At 64.8% G+C, this 23,721-nt stretch carries 21 protein-coding genes; 16 read left to right on the top strand and 5 right to left on the bottom strand.

The genetic code is table 11. The features are described 5' to 3' along the window. Positions 1–9 precede the first annotated feature (9 nt). From E3O45_RS09265 to E3O45_RS09235, 7 genes are all read left to right on the top strand, one after another. Positions 10–564, top strand: a complete 555-nt coding sequence (locus E3O45_RS09265) for a MarR family winged helix-turn-helix transcriptional regulator (protein ID WP_134443132.1) — start codon at positions 10–12, stop codon at positions 562–564. Positions 565–618: 54 nt separating this feature from the next. Beyond that, positions 619–1,170, top strand: coding sequence for an adenine phosphoribosyltransferase (locus tag E3O45_RS09260; protein ID WP_134443131.1), 552 nt, complete (start codon positions 619–621; stop codon positions 1,168–1,170). A gap of 79 nt (positions 1,171–1,249) precedes the next feature. Continuing rightward, entirely contained in the window at positions 1,250–1,759 is a 510-nt protein-coding gene (locus tag E3O45_RS09255) for an NUDIX domain-containing protein (RefSeq protein WP_134443130.1), read from the top strand. 64 nt (positions 1,760–1,823) lie between these two features. Then, a complete protein-coding gene (locus E3O45_RS09250) occupies positions 1,824–2,441 on the top strand; it encodes a CDP-alcohol phosphatidyltransferase family protein (RefSeq protein ID WP_370450352.1) in 618 nt (205 codons plus the stop codon). A 205-nt stretch (positions 2,442–2,646) separates the two neighbouring features. Beyond that, positions 2,647–3,081: an FHA domain-containing protein gene (locus E3O45_RS09245; RefSeq protein ID WP_134443197.1), complete on the top strand. Its 435-nt coding sequence runs from the start codon at positions 2,647–2,649 to the stop codon at positions 3,079–3,081. Between the two features lie 29 nt (positions 3,082–3,110). Next, positions 3,111–3,803, top strand: a complete 693-nt coding sequence (locus tag E3O45_RS09240) for a MerR family transcriptional regulator (protein ID WP_166789446.1) — start codon at positions 3,111–3,113, stop codon at positions 3,801–3,803. Positions 3,804–4,128: 325 nt separating this feature from the next. Next, positions 4,129–4,680, top strand: a complete 552-nt coding sequence (locus E3O45_RS09235) for a MerR family transcriptional regulator (protein WP_134443128.1) — start codon at positions 4,129–4,131, stop codon at positions 4,678–4,680. A 403-nt stretch (positions 4,681–5,083) separates the two neighbouring features. Here E3O45_RS09235 and E3O45_RS09230 read toward each other — a convergent pair whose 3' ends face one another. Continuing rightward, positions 5,084–5,896 (bottom strand): ParA family protein, encoded by an 813-nt coding sequence (locus E3O45_RS09230; RefSeq protein WP_134443196.1) that lies wholly within the window; start codon positions 5,894–5,896, stop codon positions 5,084–5,086. A gap of 77 nt (positions 5,897–5,973) precedes the next feature. Between E3O45_RS09230 and E3O45_RS09225 the strand changes: the two genes are divergently transcribed. The 3 genes from E3O45_RS09225 (at position 5,974) to E3O45_RS09215 (ending at position 11,348) form a co-directional block, all read left to right on the top strand. Next, complete coding sequence (locus E3O45_RS09225; RefSeq protein WP_134443127.1) at positions 5,974–9,378, top strand: pyruvate carboxylase; 3,405 nt, start codon at positions 5,974–5,976, stop codon at positions 9,376–9,378. Positions 9,379–9,413: 35 nt separating this feature from the next. Then, positions 9,414–10,763, top strand: a complete 1,350-nt coding sequence (locus tag E3O45_RS09220; RefSeq protein ID WP_241985301.1) for a MinD/ParA family protein — start codon at positions 9,414–9,416, stop codon at positions 10,761–10,763. Positions 10,764–10,856: 93 nt separating this feature from the next. Continuing rightward, a complete protein-coding gene (locus E3O45_RS09215; RefSeq protein WP_134443126.1) occupies positions 10,857–11,348 on the top strand; it encodes a peptide deformylase in 492 nt (163 codons plus the stop codon). A 204-nt stretch (positions 11,349–11,552) separates the two neighbouring features. Here E3O45_RS09215 and E3O45_RS09210 read toward each other — a convergent pair whose 3' ends face one another. Next, positions 11,553–13,385, bottom strand: a complete 1,833-nt coding sequence (locus E3O45_RS09210) for a long-chain fatty acid--CoA ligase (RefSeq protein ID WP_134443125.1) — start codon at positions 13,383–13,385, stop codon at positions 11,553–11,555. A 174-nt stretch (positions 13,386–13,559) separates the two neighbouring features. Between E3O45_RS09210 and E3O45_RS09205 the strand changes: the two genes are divergently transcribed. The 3 genes from E3O45_RS09205 to E3O45_RS09195 all read left to right on the top strand — a co-directional run bounded on the left by E3O45_RS09205 (position 13,560) and on the right by E3O45_RS09195 (position 16,807). Further along, positions 13,560–14,504, top strand: coding sequence for an ROK family glucokinase (locus tag E3O45_RS09205; protein ID WP_092450567.1), 945 nt, complete (start codon positions 13,560–13,562; stop codon positions 14,502–14,504). 142 nt (positions 14,505–14,646) lie between these two features. After that, positions 14,647–15,336: a 1-acyl-sn-glycerol-3-phosphate acyltransferase gene (locus tag E3O45_RS09200; RefSeq protein WP_134443124.1), complete on the top strand. Its 690-nt coding sequence runs from the start codon at positions 14,647–14,649 to the stop codon at positions 15,334–15,336. 100 nt (positions 15,337–15,436) lie between these two features. Next, a complete protein-coding gene (locus tag E3O45_RS09195; protein ID WP_092450563.1) occupies positions 15,437–16,807 on the top strand; it encodes a class II 3-deoxy-7-phosphoheptulonate synthase in 1,371 nt (456 codons plus the stop codon). A gap of 299 nt (positions 16,808–17,106) precedes the next feature. Here the strand turns inward: E3O45_RS09195 and pknB are convergent, their stop codons facing one another. Both pknB and E3O45_RS09185 read right to left on the bottom strand, forming a co-directional pair. Beyond that, on the bottom strand, positions 17,107–19,059 hold the full coding sequence (gene pknB / locus E3O45_RS09190; protein ID WP_370450354.1) for a Stk1 family PASTA domain-containing Ser/Thr kinase: 1,953 nt from the start codon (positions 19,057–19,059) through the stop codon (positions 17,107–17,109). A 112-nt stretch (positions 19,060–19,171) separates the two neighbouring features. Beyond that, the gene (locus E3O45_RS09185) at positions 19,172–20,512 is read right to left on the bottom strand and encodes a LysM peptidoglycan-binding domain-containing protein (protein WP_241985300.1); all 1,341 of its coding nucleotides are present in this window, start codon (positions 20,510–20,512) and stop codon (positions 19,172–19,174) included. A 213-nt stretch (positions 20,513–20,725) separates the two neighbouring features. On the opposite strand from E3O45_RS09185, the gene E3O45_RS09180 reads away from it, so the two are divergent. Next, complete coding sequence (locus E3O45_RS09180; protein ID WP_134443121.1) at positions 20,726–21,067, top strand: Rv2175c family DNA-binding protein; 342 nt, start codon at positions 20,726–20,728, stop codon at positions 21,065–21,067. Between the two features lie 90 nt (positions 21,068–21,157). On the opposite strand, the gene E3O45_RS09175 is transcribed toward E3O45_RS09180, so the two are convergent. Next, positions 21,158–22,324: a polyprenyl synthetase family protein gene (locus tag E3O45_RS09175; RefSeq protein WP_134443120.1), complete on the bottom strand. Its 1,167-nt coding sequence runs from the start codon at positions 22,322–22,324 to the stop codon at positions 21,158–21,160. A 120-nt stretch (positions 22,325–22,444) separates the two neighbouring features. On the opposite strand from E3O45_RS09175, the gene E3O45_RS09170 reads away from it, so the two are divergent. Both E3O45_RS09170 and mraZ read left to right on the top strand, forming a co-directional pair. Next, entirely contained in the window at positions 22,445–22,822 is a 378-nt protein-coding gene (locus E3O45_RS09170) for a DUF3040 domain-containing protein (RefSeq protein ID WP_092450553.1), read from the top strand. Between the two features lie 371 nt (positions 22,823–23,193). Next, the gene (mraZ, locus tag E3O45_RS09165; protein WP_092339873.1) at positions 23,194–23,625 is read left to right on the top strand and encodes a division/cell wall cluster transcriptional repressor MraZ; all 432 of its coding nucleotides are present in this window, start codon (positions 23,194–23,196) and stop codon (positions 23,623–23,625) included. The last annotated feature ends 96 nt before the right edge of the window (positions 23,626–23,721 follow it).

The following is a 23,721-nucleotide window of genomic DNA, read 5'->3' as shown; positions in this document are numbered from 1 at the left end:
CATGGTCATATGATCCAAGATGAGCGTAACCCCCTGCAACAGGGGGCGTACTGGTACGACCCTGAGAAACATGGTGTTTCTTTCGCCATCGAGGTCTTGCGTGCCGTGCGTCGCTTTCGGGTAGCCGATGCCGCCATGCGTCATCGTGCGCAGGCCGAGATGAACATCAACGAAACCGATCTGATGGCGCTGCGTCATCTCATCGCCTGCGAGCGGCAGAACCGGGTCGCCAGCCCGAAGGATCTCAGCGAATTCTTGAACATCTCCTCGGCGGCCACGGCAAAACTTCTCGCAAGATTGTCGGCATCCGGTCATATTCGCCGCGAGGTGAACCCGTCAGACGGGCGCGCGCAGCGGCTGTTCGCCACGCAGTCGTCGCACGAAGAGATGCGCGACTCGCTTGCTGCCACTCACGAGCAGATGATGCGAGTTGTCCTCGAGCTCACCGGCGACCAGCAGATCGCCGTCGTGCATTTTCTGGATTCGATGAGCGCGATAGCTACGGTGCCGCGCGCTCCGAAGGTACCGGCCGTTGAGCTGGCTCCGGAGCGCTCGGAATCCTGACCCTCGCCGTTCCTTCCGCATACGGCTGCGGGCAACGCAGCTTAAGATGAATCAGTGACTCAACTCTCTGCTCCCACTTCGCCGTCCGCCGCCGCCAGCCACGTCGAAGCACTTCTGGCCTCCTATCCCGATTTTCCCCAGCCCGGCATCGTGTTCCGCGATCTGAACCCGGTCTTCGCCGATGCCCTCGCCTTCCGCGCGATCGTCGATGACCTGGCCGACCAGCACCGCGGCCAGTTCGATGCCGTGGCCGGCATCGAGGCGCGCGGCTTTCTGCTGGCGGCCGCCGTCGGGTACGCAGCGCAGGCATCCGTTCTGGCCGTGCGCAAGGGCGGCAAACTGCCCGGCACTGTGCTGACCGAAGAGTATGACCTCGAGTACGGCTCGGCACGCCTGGAACTCGAGGTCGGCCAGCTGCCCGCAGGTACCCGCGTCTTGATTCTCGACGACGTGTTGGCAACGGGTGGCACCATCGCTGCCACGAGCCGGCTGATCGAACGGGCCGGCTACACCGTCTCCGGTGTCGGCGTCGTGCTCGAACTTACCGATCTGCACGGTCGCGAACGTCTGGGCACAGCCCCGATGCACGCCATCATGTCGATCTAGGGATCGAAAATCCACCGATAGCGGCAATTCGCCGGCCGCCTGAATTCTTTTTGGGGTCGCAGACGGGCATGCTTAGAGCATGACTGACGGTTCTAGCGTGTCTGATGCGGCTGCGGCCGGTGTGCCTCGTCCTGGCGTGGATCGAGATAGCGGCGACGCCTGGGTTTACAGTCCGGACGGCCGCAAATATTGGGGCCGATTCGGGGCGGCCGGTCTGCTCGTGCATCATCCCGACCGTGGGGTATTGCTGCAGCATCGCGCGGTATGGAGCCATTTTGGTGATACCTGGGGACTGCCCGGTGGCGCCCGTCACGAGAACGAAACCGCCTTCGACGCGGCGCTGCGCGAAGCGCGGGAAGAAGCGGGCGTCCCGGCCCACCTCGTGACTTTGAAATTCACGTCGCGCTTCGACCTGGGATTCTGGTCGTACACGACCGTCGTCGTCGAGGCCACCGAGGTGTTCGAGCCGGTCATCAGCGATCTGGAGAGCATTGCCCTGAGGTGGGTGCCCGCCGACGGGGTGGACCTGCTCGCGCTGCATCCCGGTTTCGCTGCCAGCTGGCCGGCGCTGCGGGCGCGATTGGGCTGACCGAACCGCCGGCGTGGAGTGCATGGCCGTGCGGTTCCGGTCGGGCGCTCGATAGACTGCGTATGTGACAGGCCCAGTGAACGGCACTGTGAGCGATCGGGTATTAAACCTGCCCAACATGCTGAGTTTTCTGCGCCTCCTGCTCGTGCCGGTGTTCCTGGTGCTGCTGGCTCAGGGAGAGGATGCCTGGGCGCTCGTCGTGCTCAGCATCTCCAGTTTCACGGACTGGCTGGATGGCTTTCTGGCCCGCCGTTGGAACCAGATCACCCGCCTCGGTCAGTTACTGGACCCGGCCGCCGATCGCCTCTATATCTTCGCTGCGCTGATCGGCCTGGCCTGGCGCGACCTCGTGCCGTGGTGGATCGTGCTCGTCGTGGTGGGGCGCGATGTGTTTCTGCTGGCTCTGGGAATCGTCCTCGCGAACTTCGGTTTCGGACCGCTCCCGGTGCACCAACTGGGCAAGGTCGCTACCTTCTGCCTGTTCTACGCCCTGCCGATGCTCATGCTGGGGCAGGCATTTCCGCAGCTGGAATGGTGGTCGCAGCCGGTGGGGTGGGCCTTCGGAATCTGGGGCGCTTTTCTGTACTGGTGGGCCGGCATCATCTACGCCATTGAAGCGATGCGAGTGATTCGACTACCGAGGGTCTCCGAGGGTGTATCTTCCGATACGCTGGAACGATAGGAGGTGCATGATGGTCGATCTTTCCGGTAGCAATAATTCCGAGGAGCAGAACGAGCACGTGCCCGCAGATCAGCCAGAGAACCCGACGACAGGCGAAGCAATGCCCAGCAAGGCGCAGTCCACCCCCGCATCGTCCAACGCGGTGTCGTCCAACGGCTCAGTGCCCATCGACGCCGTGTCCGGCGAAGCGACGACGGTGCACGACATGCTCAGCACCGATACGACGATGAACTTCAGCCAGGAGTTCGCCGCCCAGATCGCGTCGATCGACTCCAACGTGACCGCAGAGGAGCAGGAGTCGATCGCAGCGTTACCGTCGGGCTCTGCGCTCATGGTGGTGCGGCGTGGCCCCAATGCCGGCGCCCGCTTTCTGCTGGACGCCGATCTCACGGGTGTCGGCCGGCACCCCAACGCCGACATCTTTCTCGACGATGTCACCGTGTCCCGCCGTCACGCCGAATTTCTGCGCAACGGCACCGCGTTCACCGTCAAAGACCTCGGCTCGCTCAACGGCACGTACTACGAGGGGGAGCGCATCGAAACCGCGCGCCTCACCGACGGTACGGAGGTGCAGGTCGGTAAATTCCGCCTGACCTTCTACGCCTCCCGCCTTGACCTCGCCCGCGCGGCGAGCGAATAGTGGCGGCAAGCGCCGCTCAGGCTCGGCCCGTGTCGGCGGCGAAGGCCCAGTCCCCGGGCTCGGCGCCGTTGCTGAGCATCGGCCAGGTTCTGGCACGCCTCACGCCGGAATTCGCTGATCTCACCCCGTCCAAGCTGCGTTTTCTCGAGGAGCAGGGTCTGGTCTCGCCGGCTCGCACTGAATCGGGCTATCGTAAGTTCTGCACCGGCGACGTGGATCGGTTACGGCTGATTTTGTCGATGCAGCGCGATCACTACCTGCCGTTGAAAGTTATCCGTTCTTATTTGGACGATCTGGACGCCGGCCTCTCGCCGGTGCTACCGGGCGGAACGACCCCGGGGCCGTCGATGCTCGGCACTGTACGACGCCTCTCCCGGGAAGACCTCCTGCGCGAAGCGGGAGCATCGGCGACCCTGATGCACGATGCCGTTTCGGCGTCGATCATCCTGCCCGCCGATTACTACGGCGATGGAGCACTGAACGTGCTGCGTGCCCTCGTGGAGCTGCAGCGCAGCGGCATCGAACCGCGCCACCTGCGGGGCTTCCGTGGGGCGGCTGAACGTGAGCTGGGTCTGATTGAGAGTGCCCTGGTGCCCCTGGCTCGGCGTAAAGACGCCTCGAGTCGGGCAAAGGCTGCCGAAATGGCGGTAGAAATCGCCGGGCAGCTCGAAGTGATTCGGGGCAGCCTGATTCGCTCAGCTCTGGGCCGACTGACCAAGTAGGTCGTAGACTGGCTCAGGCATAAGGCGTCGTGACGTCCGGTGACGCCGTCGCAACGGGTGTCTTAGTCGGTGCCTGGCGCCGACACGCCAAACCGTTGGCGCGAATGTCAGGCACTAAGGCACCCGACCTCGGTACCGTAACTAGAGCGGTCCACAGCAATGCGTCGTCGCATCACCAGCTGCAAGGCGCAAACCTTCAGCACTAGTTTTCTCATGAATTCTTTTTGCACCAAGTATCTTTTGTACCAGTTCCACACCACAGTGAATCAGGGCGCCACCGCCAGCTGAATCACTGCACCAGGTAAACCCCCGAGAGGCAACCCAAATGAGTGAGCTCAAGCCTGACGCTGATGCTTCGCGTTACTCGTTAGGACTGCTGTTCACCGATGGTATGCCCGAGCTCGATGAGAACACCGGCTACCGCGGCGCTGTCGCTGCGCGTGCCGCTGGTATCAGCTACCGCCAGCTCGACTACTGGGCCCGCACCGGCTTGGTCGAGCCCACTGTGCGTGGGGCGGCCGGATCCGGCTCCCAGCGCCTCTACGGCTTTCGCGACATCCTCGTGCTCAAACTCGTCAAACGCCTGCTCGACACCGGAATCTCACTGCAGCAGATTCGCACCGCAGTCAACCAGCTGCGCGAATCGGGCATCAGCGATCTCGCCCAGACCACACTCATGAGCGATGGCGCGAGTGTCTACCTCTGCACCTCCAACGACGAGGTCATCGATCTCGTCAGCCGTGGCCAGGGCGTCTTCGGCATCGCCGTCGGCAAGGTGCTGCGCGAGGTCGAGACCAGCCTGGTCGAGCTCGACATGCAGCCCGTCGACCCCGCCGACGAGTTGGCAGCCCGTCGCACCACCCGCAAAATCTCCTAGTAGTGCCCTCCGCGAGCGCCCACCCACAAACCTGCAGACACGGTCGGGTCGGTCGCTGGTGATCTCGAGCTCGATCAACGGATGGGGACGAGCGCAGGCATTGATGCGTAGGTCAGGCCGGTAGCGCAGGCCTGCAGTCGAAGTACTTGGTCACGCTGAGAAGCAGCCGTGCCCGCGTCGGGGACGCGCCCATCCCGAAGTCGATGCGGGGGCGGTTGTCTGCGGGGTGCGAGTTTCGCCGTTCCGGAGGCGGAATCCGAGCGCTTTATTCGGATTCCACCGGAGCAACGGCGATGCCTGAGCCGAGGAGCAGATGGCTGCCCCCTCATCGCCCATCCAAAACCCCGTAAATCCAAAAAGCCGCGCTTCGAACTCAGCGAGCGCGCAGGAGCCGAGTTTCGAACTAGTGAGCGGGAACCTCGGCGTACTCGCCGATGCGCGCCGTGCGCAGCACCCGGTCTAGCAGCTGGTCGAAGTAGCCGGCCATTTCGAGGGCACTGTCACCCGGCCAGATGTGCAGCGGCTTTGCAGCCCCCTGCGCCTGCTGCAGCGAGGTGCGCTCGGGCAGCTGCGGGCTGAGTACGAGCGGGCCGAACATGTCGCGCAGCTCCTTGATCCGGAACTGGTGCTCGAGCGACGCCGTGCGGGCCCGGTTCACGATGATTCCGAGCGGCTGAAGCCGCGGACTCAGCCCACGGCGAATTTCTTCGATCGCGCGCAGCGCCCGGTCAGCCGCAGCGACCGAGAACAGACCGGGCTCGGTCACAACCGCAACCCGGTCGCTCGCGGCCCACGCGATACGGGTGAGGGCGTTGAGCGAGGGCGCGCAGTCAATGAGCACGAGCTCATAGTCCTTCTCGATCGTCGAGAGAGCCTCTTCGAGTTTCCAAATATCACGGATGCTCGGGTGCGGCCCGTCAAAATTAATGGCCGAGGGGCTGCCGATCATGACGTCAACGGTGCCGGGATGGTTGTATGTCCAGCCGCTCGGCGCAATAGCTGCCCGAACGGTTTTTTCCTTGGGCGAACCGAGCACATCGGCGACATTAAGGTGACCAGCCACCTGGACGCCCATACCGGTGGAAACATCGGATTGCGGATCGAGATCCACGACCAGCGTTCGCACGCCGCGGGCGAAGGCAGCAGAAGCCAGACCAAGGGTCACCGTGGTCTTTCCTACGCCTCCTTTGAGGGAGCTAACGCTGAGTACGTGCATGAGTAGCAAGGTTACCTTCACTAGTGTTAGAGAACCTAACCGTTAGCTGTGCGCCCGGCTGCCCTCGAAAGGCTTGCATGTTTGAGAAAATCCTTGTTGCCAACCGCGGAGAGATTGCGATCCGTGCCATGCGCGCGGCTTACGAGCTCGGAGCCAAGACCGTGGCTGTGTTTCCGTTCGAGGACCGGAATTCTTTGCACCGCTTAAAAGCGGATGAGGCGTATCAGATCGGCGAGGCCGGGCATCCGGTTCGCGCGTATCTCGACGTGAGTGAAATCATCCGTGTCGCCAAGGAATGCGGCGCCGACGCCATCTACCCTGGCTACGGTTTTCTGTCGGAGAACCCCGAGCTGGCCGATGCGGCCGCCGCTGCCGGCATTACGTTCATCGGCCCGGGCGCCGACGTGCTCGAAATGGCCGGCAACAAGGTCACCGCGAAGGAGCACGCCATAGCGGCCGGCGTTCCCGTGCTGAAGTCGACGCAGCCGTCGACCGATGTTGAACTGCTGATCAGCCAGGCCGACGAGATCGGTTTTCCCATCTTCGCTAAGGCCGTGGCCGGCGGCGGCGGTCGCGGAATGCGGCGCGTCGCCAAGAAGAGCGAGCTGCGTGGAGCACTCGAAGAGGCCATGCGTGAGGCCAACAGCGCTTTCGGCGACGCCACGATGTTCCTTGAAGCTGCGGTGCTTCGGCCCCGGCACATCGAGGTGCAGATTCTGGCGGATGCGTCCGGCGAGACGGTGCACCTGTTCGAGCGCGACTGCTCAGTGCAGCGTCGGCACCAGAAGGTCATTGAGATCGCTCCGGCGCCGAACCTGAGCGATGAGATTCGGGTGCAGCTCTACGCCGACGCGATCAAGTTTGCCCGCTCGATCGGCTACGTCAACGCCGGCACGGTCGAGTTTCTGCTCGACACCGTCGGCGAACGTGCCGGGCAGCACGTGTTCATCGAGATGAACCCGCGCATCCAGGTGGAACACACCGTCACCGAGGAGGTCACCGATGTTGACCTGGTGCAGGCGCAGATCCGCATCGCGGCGGGGGAGACCCTCGAAGAGATCGGCCTGACCCAGGGCGAGATCCGCCTGCGCGGCGCCGCCCTGCAGTGCCGCATCACCACCGAAGACCCCGCCGCCGGATTCCGACCCGACACCGGCAAGATCACCACCTATCGCTCTCCCGGTGGCGCCGGCATCCGCTTGGACGGTGGCACGATCAACCCGGGCGCCCAGATCAGCCCACACTTCGACTCGATGCTCGCCAAGCTCACCTGCCGCGGCCGCGACTACGCCGCCGCCGTCGTGCGGTCCAAGCGCGCGCTGGCGGAGTTCCGCATTCGGGGCGTCTCCACGAACATTTCGTTCCTGCAGGCCGTGCTCGACGACCCCGACTTCGCCGCCGGTGACCTGAGCACCTCGTTCATCGACGAGCGTCCGGAGCTGCTGCGCGGCCGAGAGTCCAAGGACCGCGGCACCAAGATTCTCAACTGGCTGGCCGAGGTCACCGTCAATCAGCCCAACGGCGCGCCGCCCACCACGGTGCACCCGCGCGACAAACTGCCCCAGCTCGACATCACCCAGCCGGCCCCGGACGGCTCACGCCAGAAGCTGCAGCTGCTCGGCCCGACCAAGTTCGCCGCCGACCTGCGCGGGCAGACCGCACTCGCTGTCACCGACACGACGTTCCGGGATGCCCACCAGTCGCTGCTCGCGACGCGGGTGCGTACCAAGGACCTCGTCGCTGTCGCCCCGTATGTGGCCCGGCTGACGCCGCAGCTGCTGTCGGTCGAAGCGTGGGGCGGCGCCACCTACGACGTGGCACTGCGTTTTCTCGGCGAGGACCCGTGGGAACGCCTCGCGAGCCTGCGTGAAGCCCTGCCGAACATTAACCTGCAGATGCTGCTGCGCGGCCGCAACACCGTCGGCTACACCCCGTATCCGACGGAGGTGACCGACGCGTTCGTTCGGGAGGCCACCGCCACCGGTGTGGACATCTTCCGCATCTTCGACGCCCTCAACGACGTGTCGCAGATGCGTCCGGCGATCGACGCGGTGCTGAACACCGGCACCGCCCTGGCCGAGGTCGCCGTCTGCTACACCGGCGACCTGCTCGACCCGGCCGAGAACCTCTACACCCTCGACTACTACCTGCGCCTGGCCGAGCAGATCGTCGCCAGCGGCGCGCACGTGATCGGTATCAAGGACATGGCCGGGCTGCTCCGTCCGAGCGCTGCCGAGAAGCTCGTGGCGGCGTTTCGCGAACGGTTCGACCTGCCCGTGCACGTGCACACCCATGACACCCCGGGCGGCCAGCTCGCGACGCTGCTCGCCGCGGCGCGCGCCGGTGCGGACGCCGTGGACGTGGCATCCGCTCCGATGGCCGGCACGACCAGCCAGCCGTCGGCATCCTCTCTCGTCGCCGCCCTCGCCCATACCGAACGCGACACCGGCATTTCGCTCAAGGCCACGACCGACCTCGAGCCGTACTGGGAAGCCGTGCGCACCCTGTACCGCCCGTTCGAATCGGGCCTGTCCGCCCCGACCGGCCGGGTGTACTCCCATGAAATTCCGGGCGGGCAGCTGTCGAACCTGCGCACCCAGGCCGTTGCCCTCGGCCTGGTCGACCACTTCGAACTGATCGAAGACATGTACACCGCCGCGAACACCATCCTCGGCCGGGTGCCCAAGGTCACCCCGTCGTCGAAGGTCGTCGGTGACCTCGCCCTCTACCTCGCCGCGGTGAAGGCCGACCCGGCCGACTTCGAGCAAAACCCGGACAAGTACGACGTGCCTGACTCCGTGATCGGATTCATGGCCGGCGAACTCGGCGAGCTGCCCGGCGGCTGGCCGGAGCCCTTCCGTACCAAGGTGCTCGCTGGACGCAACGTGCGCGTCGGCGTCACCGAGATCACCGCGGGGGAGCGCACCGCGCTCGAAGCCACGAGCGCCGAACGTCGCTCGATGCTCAACCAACTGCTGTTCCCGGCGCCGACCCGCCAGTTCGAACAGGTCAAGGAGACCTACGGTGACCTCTCGGTCATCGACACGCTTGATTACCTCTACGGCCTGCATCAGGGCCAGGAACACGCCGTCGAGATTGAAAAGGGCGTTCGCCTCTACGTCGGCCTCGAAGCCATCGGTGAAGCCGACGAGAAGGGCATGCGCACCGTCATGACCATCCTCAACGGCCAGCTGCGCCCCGTCTTCGTGCGCGACACCAGCATTACGGTGCAGACTAAAATCGCTGAGAAAGCGGATGCCAACCAGCCCGGCCAGATCGCCGCGCCCTTCTCCGGCGTGGTCACCCTGCAGGTCGAAGAAGGCGCCCAGGTCGAAGCCGGCCAGAGCGTCGCGTCGATCGAAGCCATGAAAATGGAAGCCGCGATCACCTCGCCGATCGCCGGAACCATCGAGCGGGTCGCCATCCCGCTCACCCAGCAGGTCGATGCCGGCGATCTGCTCGTGGTGGTGCGTCCACGCTAAGATTAGGGCCGTTATCGATCAGTTGAGGATGTGCCGTGCCAGACAAACGTACTGACGACCAGAGCGCGCCCGCGCGCCCCGTGTCGGCCACCGCCAAACGAACCCGGGACGAGCATCGCGGTACCGATGACCGCGGCGACGAGTACCACAGCGAGCTGCCACCGCACACGATCGACAACCTCGCAGCCTCCCTGCCCGAGAGTTTGAGCGTTCCCATCGACGTGCCCGCCGCTCCGCGGCGGGCCGTCGCCCTGGGGGGACTGGGCACCTCCGCGGCGACGGCCCGCGCCCTGCCGACCCCGGCCACCCACACCGTCGAAATCAACACGCCGGCCCCGGCCAGGGCGGCTGGCGCCAGTTCCGCCGTCGAATCGCTTTCCAGAACGGATGCCGCAGCGTCGGTTCAGCGCGATCGCATCCGCTCAGAAAACGGCTCAGCCCCCGAGTCGGCGGCCATGCTGACCTCGGATCGCCTGCTCACTGTGAACCGCAAGACCCGCAAGGCGCCGCAGGGCGCCTGGCCGGAATTCATCTACGCGCTCTCGCTGCACCTGGTCAATCTCGGCGACTCGCCCAAGGTGCGCGCCTACAAGGAGATGGATGAGCGCATTCGTCGCAAGTTCGAAGGCGGCACCCGGTTCGTGCCGATCCTCACCCGCAAGGGCGGCGTCGGCAAGACCACCGTCACGACGCTGCTCGGCATGGCGCTGGCCGACGCTCGCGACGACCGCATCATCGCGATCGACGCCAACCCCGACCGCGGAACGCTCTCCGAACGCGTGAGCAAGCAGACCCGCTCGACCGTGCGCGATGTCGTCTCGAAGGCCGCATCGATCGGTAACTTCACCGATTTCTCCACGCTCGTCTCGCGCGATGAAACCCGCCTCGACATTCTTGCTTCGGACACCGACCCGCTGCTCTCCGAAGCCTTCGATGAGAACGACTACAACGTCGTCGCCGACCTGGCCGCGCGTTACTACTCGATCGCCCTCACCGACTGCGGCACCGGCATTGTGCACTCGGTCATGCGCGCCACCCTGCAGCGGGCCGACTCAATCGTCATCGTCTCCGGCGGAAGCGTCGACGAGGCGCGTTTGGCCTCCGAGACCTTGACCTGGCTCGAAGCGAACGGCTACGGCGACCTCGTACGCAACGCGATCGTCGCGCTCAACACGGCCACGCAGGGCACCAACCTGGTGCGCCTCGAAGAGATCGAGTCACACTTCCGCTCGCGGGTGCGAGAAATCGTGCGCATTCCCTACGACCCGCAGCTCGCCGCCGGCAGTGTCGTGTCCTACAAGGACCTCAGGCCGATCACTCGGCTGGCTGCGCGCACCCTGGCCGAGCTCGTCGTCGAGGGTCTCCCCGCCGACCGCAGCGCCTAACCCGACCCGCACAGGGGATACGCTGCATCCGTTTGAACCAGTCGTGCCCTCCTGCTCAATCTGCCTCATCCGCTCACCCCGAGGAGTGTCCCCGTGCCCGAACGACAGATCCGTCTCTTCGGGGATCCGGTGCTGAAGACCGTCTCCGACCCCATCGACGGAATCGACGACCGCGTTCGCGGCCTCGTGCGCGACCTGGTCGACAGCGTGCGCCTACCCGGTCGGGCTGGCGTCGCCGCCTCCCAGATCGGTGTCAACCTGCGCGCCTTCAGTTACAACGTCGACGGCGACATCGGCTACATCCTCAACCCCACCGTCGTCGAACTCTCCGGCGAACCCGACTTCGTGGACGAGGGCTGCCTGTCCGTTCCGGGCCTCTGGTACCCCACCAAGCGCTACCCCTTCGCCCGGGTGACCGGAATCGACCTCGACAATAACCCGGTCGAGCTCTCCGGCACCGGAATTATGGCTCAGGCGCTGCAGCACGAGACCGATCACCTCGATGGCTTTCTTTACATCGACCGTCTCGACAAGGAAAACCGGCGAGTCGCGATGAGGGAAATCCGCGAGTCCAACTGGTTCTAGCCCCTGACCCCCGCGTACTGACCGGAGCGTGAACGGTCGGCGCTGACCCGGCACGGGCGAAGCCTCGTGAGATGAGGGAACGGGGTAAGTAATCCGCGGGGTTGTGAGTTCACGGTTTGAGCGATCAGCGGAGGGCTTTTCCCGGACCCGACCCGCCAAAAACCGCGCTAAGCCCGACCCACGCGGGCCGGGCCCAATCTCGAACTACTCCCGCAGCGAGATTCCCTCAGTCACCGGCGCGTTCGAGTACATCGTGTCGATCTCCTGAGCGAAGTCGCGCAGAATGATGTTGCGCTTGATACTCATCTTCGGCGTCAGGTGCCCGCTGTCCTCGGTGAGCTCGACCGAAAGCAGCGTGAACTTGCGAATCGATTCCGCCCGCGACACACCCTCATTGGCATGGTCGACCGCGCGCTGAATTTCGGCGAGCACGGTTTTATTGACGGATGCCTGTTCCAGCGTCATTCCGGCATCCTCTTGATGGTTGTTCAGCCAGACCGGCAGCATGTCGGGGTCGAGGGTGATGAGCGCTCCGATGAAGGGCTTCTGGTCACCGACGACGATCACCTGTCCGACCAACGGGTTCGCCCGGATCGGGTCTTCGAGGGCGGCCGGAGCGACGTTCTTGCCGCCGGCCGTGACGATGATCTCCTTCTTGCGCCCGGTTATGGTGAGAAAGCCGTCGGCGTCGAAGTCGCCGATGTCGCCCGTTTTGAGCCAGCCGTCGTCGAAGGTGTCTGCCGTGGCCTGCGGGTTCTTCCAGTATTCCTTGAAGACGTTGACGCCCTTGACTTCGATCTCACCGTCGTCCATGACACGCACTGAAACGCCGGGCAGTGGCGGTCCGACCGTGCCGATTTTGGCCCGAGTGGCCAGGCCAACGTTGGCGGGGGCGGTCGTTTCGGTCAGGCCGTAACCCTCGAGAATGACGATGCCGAGGCTCTTGAAGAAGTGGCCGAGGTGGGCGCCGAGCGGGGCCGAGCCCGAGACGGCCCAGACGACCTTGCCGCCCATCGCAGCGCGCAGCTTGCTGTATACGAGCTTGTCGAACAGGGCGAACTTGATCTTCATGCCGAGCGGAATCGACGTTCCCGCCTGTACGAGCTTGGAATGCTCGACGGCGACGTGGGCTGCGGAATCGAAGATCTTGCCCTTGCCACCGGCCACAGCCTTCTGCTGAGCCGAGTTGTAGACCTTTTCAAACACCCGCGGCACGGCGAGCAGAAAGGTGGGCTGGAAGCTGCCCAGCGCCGCCAGGAGGGTTTTGGTGTCGGCCTGGTGCCCCACGCGCACCCCGGCGTGCACGCACAGCACCGAAATGAAGCGCGCGAAGACGTGGGCGGTCGTGATGAAGAGGAGGGTTGAGGCGCCCTCCGGGTGCACCAACACCTCTTTGAGTGCGACCGCTGCATTGCGGCTGGTCTCGAGGAAATTGGCGTGGGTGAGGACGCAGCCCTTGGGCTTGCCGGTCGAGCCGGACGTGTAGATCAGGGTGGCCATGTCATCGCCGACAGCGAGGTTGCGGCGGCGTTCGATTTCGGCGTCGGTGACGTTGACACCCCCGGCTACGAGCTTGTCCAGGTCGCCCAGGTTGATCTGCCAGACCGAACGGATGTCGCTGAGTTCCGGATGAACTTCATCGAATCGGGCGAAGTGATCGGCGGTCTCGACGATGACGGACGTGGCGCCCGAGTCGCTGAGGTTCCACTGCACCTGGCTCGGCGAACTGGTCTCGTAGACCGGAACCAGAATCGCCCCGGCAAACCAGACCGCGAAGTCGATCAGGGTCCACTCGTAGCGCGTCTTGCAGATCAATCCAATCTTGTCACCTGGCTCAATGCCGGCGGCGACGAGGCCCTTGGCCAGCGCCACGACCTGGGCGTGGAATTCCTTCGTGGTGACGGGAAGCCACTGGCCGTTGCGCGGCAGAGAGAACAGAACGAGGTCTGGAGTCGCAGCGAGGCGGTCCATCAGGAGGTCGGTGATGTTGGCGCCGGGATCGGCGGGAACAACGGCGGGCATATCAAACTGTTTCACGGCAACTCCTTTGGTACCGGCTGAACGTGCCAACTGCCCAGCGCCTAAGAATTCTTAGGGTGAGCGGGTGTTTCGTCCAGCGGCAAACTGGTTTACTACACTCTAGAGGGTGTCCTGCACAGCCGCCCGGCTGACAGGCACCGCTTCCCAAATGCCCCAAACGAAAGGTGCCTCGTGCACGCCATAGGTATCGATATCGGGGGCACCAAGATCGCCGGAGCGCTCGTCGACGAAGCGGGCACGATCATCCGCTCTGAGCGCACGCCGACCACCCCCGGCAACCCGCGCGAAATTGAAGACGCCGTCGTGGCCATGATTCAGAGCCTGTCCGAGGGCGAGAACATCGTCGCTGCCGGCGTTGCAGCGGCCGGGTTCATCGATTCTGCCCAGTCGACCGTGTATTACGCGCCGAACATCAGTTGGCGTAACGAACCGTTTCGCGACAAGCTCGAGGCGCGCCTGGACCTGCCCATCATCATCGAGAACGACGCCAATGCCGCCGGCTGGGCCGAATTTCGCTTCGGCGCCGGACGCGCCTACACCGACATGGTCACCCTCACGATCGGCACAGGGGTGGGTGGTGCGATCGTGACCAACAACGCACTGTTTCGCGGTGGATTCGGCGCCGGCGCTGAACTCGGCCACCTGCGCGTCGTTCCCGACGGTCTGGCCTGCGGCTGTGGCGCCCACGGTTGCCTCGAGCAGTACGGCTCCGGCCGGGCACTGCTGCGCATCGCCAATGATTTTGCGGATGCCGGTGGCATCGGCCTCGGCTTGGCTGCTGCCCGCGAGCGGCGCGGCAAACTCACCGGCAAAGAGGTCGGACGGCTAATTCAGGACGGCGACGGCGGAGCCCTCGCGGCTCTGCGCCAGCTCGGCGGCGCGCTCGGGCAAGGCTGTGCGAGTCTGGGCGCGGTGCTCGACCCGCAGGTCTTCGTGTTCGGCGGGGGAGTCGCCGCCGCCGGCGAGCTCCTCCTCGAGCCGATCCGGGCGGCCTACCTCGAACACCTTCCGGCCCGCGGGTATCACCCGGAGGCCGAGTTCGCCATCGCCCAGCTCGTCAACGACGCCGGCGTCGTCGGTGCGGCAGACCTCGCCCGACTGCACGCCGTGCGGTGAGTGGGTGTTGAGCGGGCGCTCAGCAGGCCTGGCGCGCGGGTGCGGGAGGCCGCGGCGGTGACCGGTCTGGTCTGGCCGCGCGCGGTATCCGCTTGGATAGCGCAGGCGGACTAAGCTTTCACAGCAGGATGAAGGAGTGCGAATGTTCTATTGGATCATGAAGAACATCGTCATCGGCCCGCTGCTGCTCTCGCTGTTTCGCCCCTGGATCATCGGTCTGGACCACATTCCGAAGACCGGCCCGGTCATTCTGGCCAGCAACCACCTGTCGTTCATCGACTCGGTTTTTCTGCCGCTCGTCGTGCCCCGCCGCGTGGCTTTCCTGGCCAAAAGCGACTATTTCACCGGCAAGGGGCTCAAGGGCTGGGCAACGCGGCAGTTTTTGACCGCGGCCGGGCAGCTGCCGATCGACCGCTCCGGCGGCAAGGCCTCCGAAGATTCGCTCAATACCGGCTTGCGTGTCCTGCGGGATGGCCGAATTCTCGGCATCTACCCAGAGGGCACCCGCAGCCCGGACGCCCGCCTGTATCGGGGACGCACCGGTGTGGCACGCATGGTGCTCGAGTCGGGCGTCACGGTCATTCCGGTCGCCATGATCGACACCGAGAAGGCCATGCCCACCGGAACTCGTATTCCCCGGGTGCGCCGAATCGGAATCGTGATCGGCAAACCGCTCGATTTTGCCCGGTTCGAGGGCATGGAGGGTGACCGGTTCGTGCTGCGCAGCGTCACCGATGAGCTCATGTACGAGCTGCGGCAGCTGAGCACGCAGGAGTACGTGGACGTCTATGCATCCTCCGTCAAAGAGAAGCGGGCCAGTCTTTCGCGATAGGCTGCTAGAAGTGCTGTCTGCGCCGTGCGCGTTGCAGCACCTCATCCATTTCGTAGCCGGCGCGCGTTACCGGTCCAGCAGAGAAAACAGGAACTATCCCGTGGTAGACCCCACCGAGCCCATTGTTGCCGCAGAAGCCTCTGTCATCACGGGTCTCGACCACTGGCGCACCCTACCGATCAAGCAGCAGCCGACCTGGCCGGACGCCGACAAGGTGGCCGCGGCATCCGCCGAATTGGCGACGCAACCGCCGCTGGTCTTCGCCGGTGAGGTCGACATTCTGCGTGACCGGCTCGCGCAGGCCGCCGGCGGGCAGGGATTTCTGCTGCAGGGCGGCGACTGTGCCGAAACGTTCAGCGGCGCCACCGCCGACCAGATCCGCAATCGGGTGAAGACCGTGCTGCAGATGGCGGTCGTACTCACCTACGGCGCATCGATGCCCGTGATCAAGATGGGGCGGATGGCTGGCCAGTTCGCCAAGCCGCGCTCGAGCGACTTCGAAACCCGCGGTGACGTTACCCTGCCCGCCTACCGCGGTGACATCGTCAACGGCTACCCGTTCACCCCCGAATCGCGCGAAGCCGACCCCGACCGGCTCGTCAAGGCGTACCACACGGCAGCATCCACTCTCAATCTCATTCGCGCGTTCACCCAGGGTGGCTTCGCCGATCTGCGGCAGGTGCACAGCTGGAACCAGGGCTTCGCCAAGAACCCGGCCAACCAGCGCTACGAGGGCCTGGCCAAGGATATCGACCGCGCCATCAAGTTCATGATCGCCTGTGGCGCCGACTTCGAAGCCATGCGGCGCACCGAGTTCTACACCAGCCACGAAGGCCTGTTGATGGACTACGAGCGCCCGATGACGCGCATCGACTCCCGCACCGGCACGCCGTACAACACTTCGGCGCACTTCATCTGGATCGGGGAACGCACCCGCGATCTCGACGGCGCCCACGTCGACTTCCTCTCCCGGGTGCGCAACCCGATCGGGGTCAAGCTCGGCCCGACCACGTCGGCCGACGACATGCTGCGCCTGGTCGACAAGCTTGACCCGAACCGGGAGCCTGGCCGCCTCACCTTCATCACCCGCATGGGGGCCGGCAAGGTGCGCGATGCCCTGCCGCCGCTGCTCGAGGCGATCAAGGCGAGCGAGGCGACGCCGCTCTGGGTGACCGACCCGATGCACGGCAACGGTGTCACCACTCCGACCGGCTACAAGACGCGTCGGTTCGACGATGTCGTCGACGAGGTCAAGGGCTTCTTCGAGGCGCACCGCGCCGTCGGAACCCACCCCGGTGGAATCCACGTCGAACTCACCGGCGACGATGTCACCGAGTGCCTCGGCGGCTCCGAGCACATCGACGAGGCCGCCCTGGCGACCCGCTACGAGTCGCTCTGCGACCCGCGCCTGAACCACATGCAGTCGCTCGAGCTTGCCTTCCTGGTGGCCGAGGAGCTAGCTGCTCGCTAGCCTCTTCTTATCGACCGGGCCCGGGCCCGGAAAGCGGGCCCATGATCAATCGTGGGCCCGCTTTCACAAGGTGGGCCCAGTGAGCGGATTCCGGGCGGTTGCGTGGTCCCGCACCGCACGTTCCGCAGGCGGCCCGCGCCGGCGACGGGTCATCCGCTCCTCGCTCAAACATTCGGGCCTTCCCGGGGCCTCCGCGAAAAGCGTGCGGAGACCCCGGGAAGACCCGAAAACTCGCAACCCCGCGGAAAACCCACCGCCGCAGCTCCTCGAAAACAGGGTCGGCGCGGCGAGCTGCAGAGCTAGGCGGTGAAGCCGATCCTGAGGGGCTTACCGGGTAGTACAAGCTCGCCTTCCCCGGGATCTAATGTCGCGACTTTAAAGAAATTTGAAGCGCCGGGGGTATCGGCGAACCCGTTGTATTCGAGTTTGAGGCCAGTGGCCTCCAGTATGGGTTTGGCTTCAGTCCACGATTTTCCGATGATATTCGTGGGCACTTGTACCGGCTCGGGGCCGCGTGAGATTACGAGGGTGAGCGTGGCGCCCTCGCGAATCGTGCCCTCGGGAACCTGCGCGGTGATGACGTCGCCCTCGGGCACGGTGTCGCTGTAGGTCTGCTCGCCCGAGACGACGAGCAAGTTCTTTCCGACCAGAATATCGGTGGCCTCGGCCACGGTCTTGCCATCGACGTTTGGAATCGCCCCGAGCGACACGACGAGGTTCACGGTCAGGCCTTCGAAATACTCGCCACCGGCCGAGACATCGGCACCGTCGGTTTCCTTGCTCGCGGCCACGACGGTGCCCTCGGGCACGTCACCGTTGAAGACCGGGTCGATGCTGCCGACCACGGCGTTCAAATCGGTGATCAGAGCGGATGCCGCCTCCTGCGTAACGCCGGCCAGCGTGGGCAGCGTGATCGGTTGCAGGCCCTGGGAGACGATGACCGTGACCGGACTGTCCTGGGGCACCCGGCTGCCGGCATCCGGATCGGTGCCGATGACGATCCCCTCGGCGACCGTGGCGCTGAAGGCACCACCGAGCTCGGGCTGGAGGCCGAGTTCAGTCAATTCAGCCGAGGCTGTTTCGGGGGAGGCCGACGCGAAATCGGGCAGCATTACGTCGGAACCCGGGCCAGAGCCAAAGTACCAGCCGGTGCCGCCGAGAGCCGCAGCGACGAGAACGACGAGGGCGAACAGCCAGAATCCGCGGCGTTTGCGCTTGTCGGCCTTCTTACCCAGCAGTTCGCCGCTGTCGGGCGATCCCACCGGGCCGGTGCCGACCGGGTGAATGCCGAGCAGGGTTGCGGCGGGCGGTTTGGTGGGAGCGAGCTTGGGACCGAAAACCTGGGTTTCGGCATCCGCCAGAGCGTTGGCGCCGGAGCGCACGCTCGCGGGCAGCACCATGGTCGATTGCAGGGCCAGCTCCTGGGTGCCGCCACGCACGAGTGCGCTGACATCGTGCAGTTGGTCGAGCATGACCCGGGCGTCGCGGGGACGATCCTCTGGATCGCGGGCGGTGGCCCAGAGCACGAGTTCATCGAGTTCGCGGGGAATTGAGTCGACCTTGCTGCTCGGCATCGGCACGGTGTCATTGGCGTGCTGATAGGCGATCTGCATCGGGGCTTCACCCACGTACGGCTGCTCACCGGTCAGCATCTCGAACGTCATGATGCCGAGGGCGTAGATGTCGCTGCGGGCATCGGCGACGCCGCGGGTGACGAGTTCGGGGGAGAGATAGGCGATGGTGCCGAGCAGGGCCTGACCGGTGGCCGTGTTGTTGTTGACGGCGCGAGCCAGGCCGAAGTCGCTGATCTTAATGCGACCGTCGTCGGCCAGCAAGACATTCTCGGGTTTGACGTCGCGGTGCACGATGCCGGCCTTGTGGGCGGCGGCGAGCCCGCTGAGCACGGCTTCGAGAATGTCGAGGGTCTGTTCGGGGGTGAGCCGGCCGTAATCCTTGAGCAGGTCGCGCAGGGTGATGCCGGGCAGGTATTCCATGACCAGGTAGGCCATATCGGCGTCCTGGCCCTGGTCGAAGACGTTCACGACGTTCGGGTGTGCGAGCCGGGCGGCCGAGCGGGCTTCCTGAATGAAGCGGATCTTGAAGGCGCTGTCGTCGGCCAGATGGCCGTGCATGATCTTGATCGCGACGCGACGTTCCAGCCGCAAATCGGTGGCCAGGTAGACCGTGGCCATGCCGCCGCGCGCGATCCGCGAGCGCACCTGATACCGGCCGTCGATAAGACGGCCAATCATCGGGTCGGTCGAGGGAACGCTCACTCCTTGATTCTAGGTAATAGGGTGGCGACCCCGGCGCGCGGCGCGCAGGGTTCGCCGGGGAGACACCCGGTCGGGGCGCTGAATTCGGTCAGCCGATTTCGACGAGCCAGGCCTGCGCCGATGTTTCCCACTTCGCGTAGTAGTCGGGGTAGGCCGAAATCTGCACTGCCTGGGCGGCCTGGGTGACGGTCATCGACTCCCAGCCGGGGATGTCGAGCAGACCGCGCGTGATGTCGGGGTTGGGGTTGGACGCGCCGCCGAAGAAGGCCAGGCTGGCCCGTACCGGGTCCATGACCTGTTCCGGGGTGCCCCAGCCGGCGCTCGGGCGCTGTTGGAACAGCCCGAGGGAATCCCGGTCGCCGTAGTCGACATTGCGCAGCCCTGACTCCTGGGCGGCGGCGGCCAGCGCGATCACCAGACCGGCATTGTTCACGCCCGCGCCGCGCCCCGTCGCCACGATGGTTTGGGCGTTCTGGCGCATTTCGGCGGTCATCGGCGTGACGATGCCAGCGGTGGCGCGAGTGATGGAGGCCGCCGGGGCCACGGTCACGGGCAGGGTCAGAACCTGCCCGGGGTAGATGATGCTCGACCAGCCGAGTCCGTTGGCGTCGAGCACGGCCTGCACGCTCACCCCGGCCGCATCAGCGACCGCGGTGATGGTCTCGCCCGAGGCAATCGTGTGGGTGGCGGCGGCAACCGCAACCGTCGGCGCGACATACACGGCGGCCTCCATCGCGGCAGCAGCGGCCAGCAGCACGACCTGGCCGGGGTAGATCACGCTGCTGCCGTCGAGGCCGTTCGCTCCAAGCAGGTCGGCGGTCTTCAGCCCGTGTGTGGCTGCAATGCCGCTGATCGTGTCGCCGCTTTGCACGACATAATTCGTCGAGACCGGTGCAGCGGATGCGGCCGGCGCCGCCGCCTGAGTCAGGGTCAAGACCTGGCCTGGAAAGATCAGGGCCCGGGAATCGAGACCGTTCAGTGCCAGCACGGCCGCCGTCGACAGACCGAACCGGCCAGCGATACCACTCACGGTGTCGCCGTCCACGACGGAGTACTGCGCCGGTGCGATCTGTACGGTGGCAGCGACCGACGTGGGAACGGCGGCGAGAACCGGTGTGGACTGGGCGAGCTTTGCTTTCAGTGGCTTCTTGGCGAGCGCCTGGGCTTGGGCGGGGGCTGCGAGGTTGAGGCTGATGGCCAGGGTGCTGACCAGCACAATGGGCACAGTGAGCAGGGCCTGGCGGGACCGCAGGTCTGCGGCCTTCTTCACCCGACGCTTCGTACCGCTGGCGACAGGAGTGCCGGCACGATCAACAGCGCTCACCTCAGCAACGCTCAGCTCAATACCGGCGTGTGCAGCGCCAGTCTGCGGAACGGTGGCGCGCGGTGCGGCCGGCGCCGCGGCATCCGTTTTAGTTTGTGTTTTCACCCTGGTCGACATGGTGCTCCATTTCATTGTGTGCATCACGCTCGATGTGGACATCAAGTTCGCAGCAATGGCTGCGGTGCAGCAATCCCCACCCTGAGGTTTTCATAAATATGAGAGGGAGTCAATTGACACGGATCCGCGAATTGGCACTGATCACGATAAAAAGCTCCACAAGGTTTTGTACCGGCCCCAAAATCATGGGAAGCTACCAACGTGAGTGATCTGCCTTCAGAGCCCGAGTGGCTTACTATTCCTGCCCTTGTCAACCTCCTCGGAATGAGCCAGAGCCGCGTTCGGCACCTGATCGACGACAAATACCTGCTGGCTATCCGCCGGGACAACGTCGTGTCGGTTCCCTCCCTGTTTCTGCGTGACGGAGCTCCCGTTCCGGAACTGCGCGGCACGCTGTTCGTGCTGGCCGATGACGGCTTCACCGACATGCAGGCCATGACCTGGCTGCTCGAGGTCGACGACAGCCTCGGCGTTGCTCCGATCGAAGCCCTCCGCGCCGGACGCAAGGCCGAGGTGCGCCGCGTCGCCCAGGCGCTCGCCTAAGCGCCTTCGGTCCGGCCCGGCGGCGACCGGCGTGCGGCGCAAAATGACCTCACGATAAAACGGATGCGCCGATCACGACGGCTGCGCCGGTCAGTATGCCCGACGCGTCACGCGATCGGTCAGATCGAGCAGGGTCTGCCGGGCCGTTGCGGTGATCGGAGCGATTTCCAGCACGTTCAGCGCTTCTGCGACCTGGGCGGCGATCAAAGTTTCGACCCGCTCGACCGCGCCGCTAGCCGTGATGAGCTCCTGAAGGGCGCGAATCTGCGCCTGATCGAGCGTCGGGTCGCCGAGCCGGGCATCCAGTGCCTGTCGATCCCGGTCGTTTAGCCGCTCCCGAGCCAGCGCGATCAGCACGGTGCGCTTGCCCTCGGTCAGGTCGTCCCCGCTCGGTTTTCCGGTCACCGCGGCATCACCGAACACCCCGAGCAGGTCGTCGCGCAACTGATAAGCCATTCCGAGCGGCAGGCCGAAGGCCCGCAGCGAGCTGAGCTGGTCGGCTGACGCTCCGGCCAGCGCGGCCCCGATCACGAGCGGAGCCTGCACGCTGTACTTGGCTGACTTGTAGACGATGACCCGCAGGGCACGGTCGAGCAGCTGCGATTCGGGCTGAGCCAGCCAGGCGCGTTCCTCGAGAATGTCGAGGTATTGCCCGGCCGTGACCTCGGTGCGCATGTGATTGAACTCAAGCCGAGCGCGCCGGGCCGACGGTCGGTCGGCGACCGCATCGAGTCCTTCGTCGAGCAGCTCGTCACTCCATCCGAGGAGCAGGTCGCCGAGCAGAATCGCCGATGCCCGTCCGAACGTGACCGGACCGCCGGACCAGCCCTCATTCTCGTGCAAACTTTCGAACAGTTTGTGGGCGCTCGGCGCCCCGCGTCGGGTGTCCGAGTTGTCAATAATGTCGTCGTGCACGAGCGCGGCGGCATGAAAAATTTCCAGGGCGCTGGCCGCCGAGACGACCGCCTCGAGCGGTACCGGGGCAGTGGATGCCGCGCCTCGCCCGCCGGCTGCGGCCGCCGGTGTTTTCGCCCCCGACTGGCCTGCATTTGGGCCTGTATCGGCCACACGGACGCTCTGCGCGCCCCAGTAACAAAACTGGGCTCGAAACCGCTTTCCACCGCTGAGAAACTGCCGTGAGAAGTCTGTTAGAGGCGTCAGATCGGAGCTGATCAGGGTCACAATTGGTTCGCGGGACATGAGGAACTCGTCGATGCGAGATTGAACCAAGTCGACCAGGCGTTTGCTTTCAGGCACTCGTATAGCCTAGCCACCATGGCGGGGTTAGAATTGAGTAGTTCGACCTTACCCGGTTCGAATTTTGCAGTTCAAATTTTTCAACCCACCCGCTCGATCCCGTAACTGGAAGGGAATGAGATGCCGCTTTCGGAACAGGAGCAGCGACTCCTTGAAGAGATGGAGCGCAGCCTCTATCACAACGATGCCGACTTCGTCGCCAGCGTTGGTGCGTCGCGACTTCGCCCGAACTATCGTTCCATCGCCATCGGTGTACTCCTCGCCGTCGCGGGCATTGTCGCGCTCATTCTGGGAGTAGCCATTGCCCAGCTCTGGCTCGGCATTCTCGGCTTCATCGTGATGTTCGGTGGCGTTCTCGTCGCCGTCTCGCCCGGCAAAGCCATCCGTGGCGTTCCCGGACCGTCCGCACCCGGTCGTCGACCGGCGCAGGCCAAGTCCAACCAGGGGCTGATGGATCGCCTGAACGACCGCTGGGACCGCCGTCAAGATGGTCAGTAGCGCGAACGGTCAGTAGCGCGAATGGTCAGTAGCGCGAACGGTCAGTAGCGCGAACGGTCAGTAGCGCGAATGGTCAGTAGCGCGAACGGCCTCTAGTCACCTGAGCTGAGTCCTCCACCGGGTTTCCAGAACTTAAGAATTTGCAGCCCCCAAGGGCCGATCATCCGATCGGCCCTTTTTTTGTGCCCAAAAACCAGCAATAGGCATCCATTTTCAATGAGTGTGCTCCCTTTTCCTCCACAGCAAGTGGCCAATGAATTCGGGGCAGTTTGCTGATTAGGTTCAGAAACAGGTCAGAATTCTTCGACAAGTGGTTGAAGGTGGAGTAAAGTGGAGACAGACCTGAATCTGGCCGGAAGAAAGGGGTACGCGTGTTCCTTGGCACGTACGCCCCCCGGCTCGACGAAAAAGGTCGAATCATTCTTCCCGCGAAATTTCGGGAGGAACTCTCCACCGGCGTGGTGATGACGCGCGGGCAGGAACACTGCATCTACGTGTTCAGCACCCGCGAATTCGAAACGCTCCATGACAAGATCCGTCAGGCCCCGGTCACGAGCAAGCAAGCTCGCGACTACCTCCGGGTGTTCCTGTCCGGAGCGAGTTCCGAAACGCCGGACAAACAAAACCGCGTCACCATCCCCGGCAATCTCCGCAGCTATGCGGGGCTTGACCGGGAACTGACCGTCATCGGCGCTGGCAGCCGAGTCGAGATTTGGGACAGCGAAGCGTGGGCCACGTACCTCGCCGAGCAGGAAACCTCGTACGCCAACACGACGGAGGAGGTGATTCCGGGACTCTTCTAGCCCCTGGCGCCTGACTCCTCGCCGTTTTTGCCCTGACACACTTCCCCGGTGCCAGGACGAAATGGAGGGGAATCAGGCATCACGGACTTTCCCGGC

The organism is Cryobacterium sp. TMS1-20-1 (genome assembly GCF_004402355.1).
GTDB lineage: Bacteria > Actinomycetota > Actinomycetes > Actinomycetales > Microbacteriaceae > Cryobacterium > Cryobacterium levicorallinum.
Note: the sequence above shows the minus strand (reverse complement) of the source record. Positions and strands in the feature narration are given on the sequence as shown.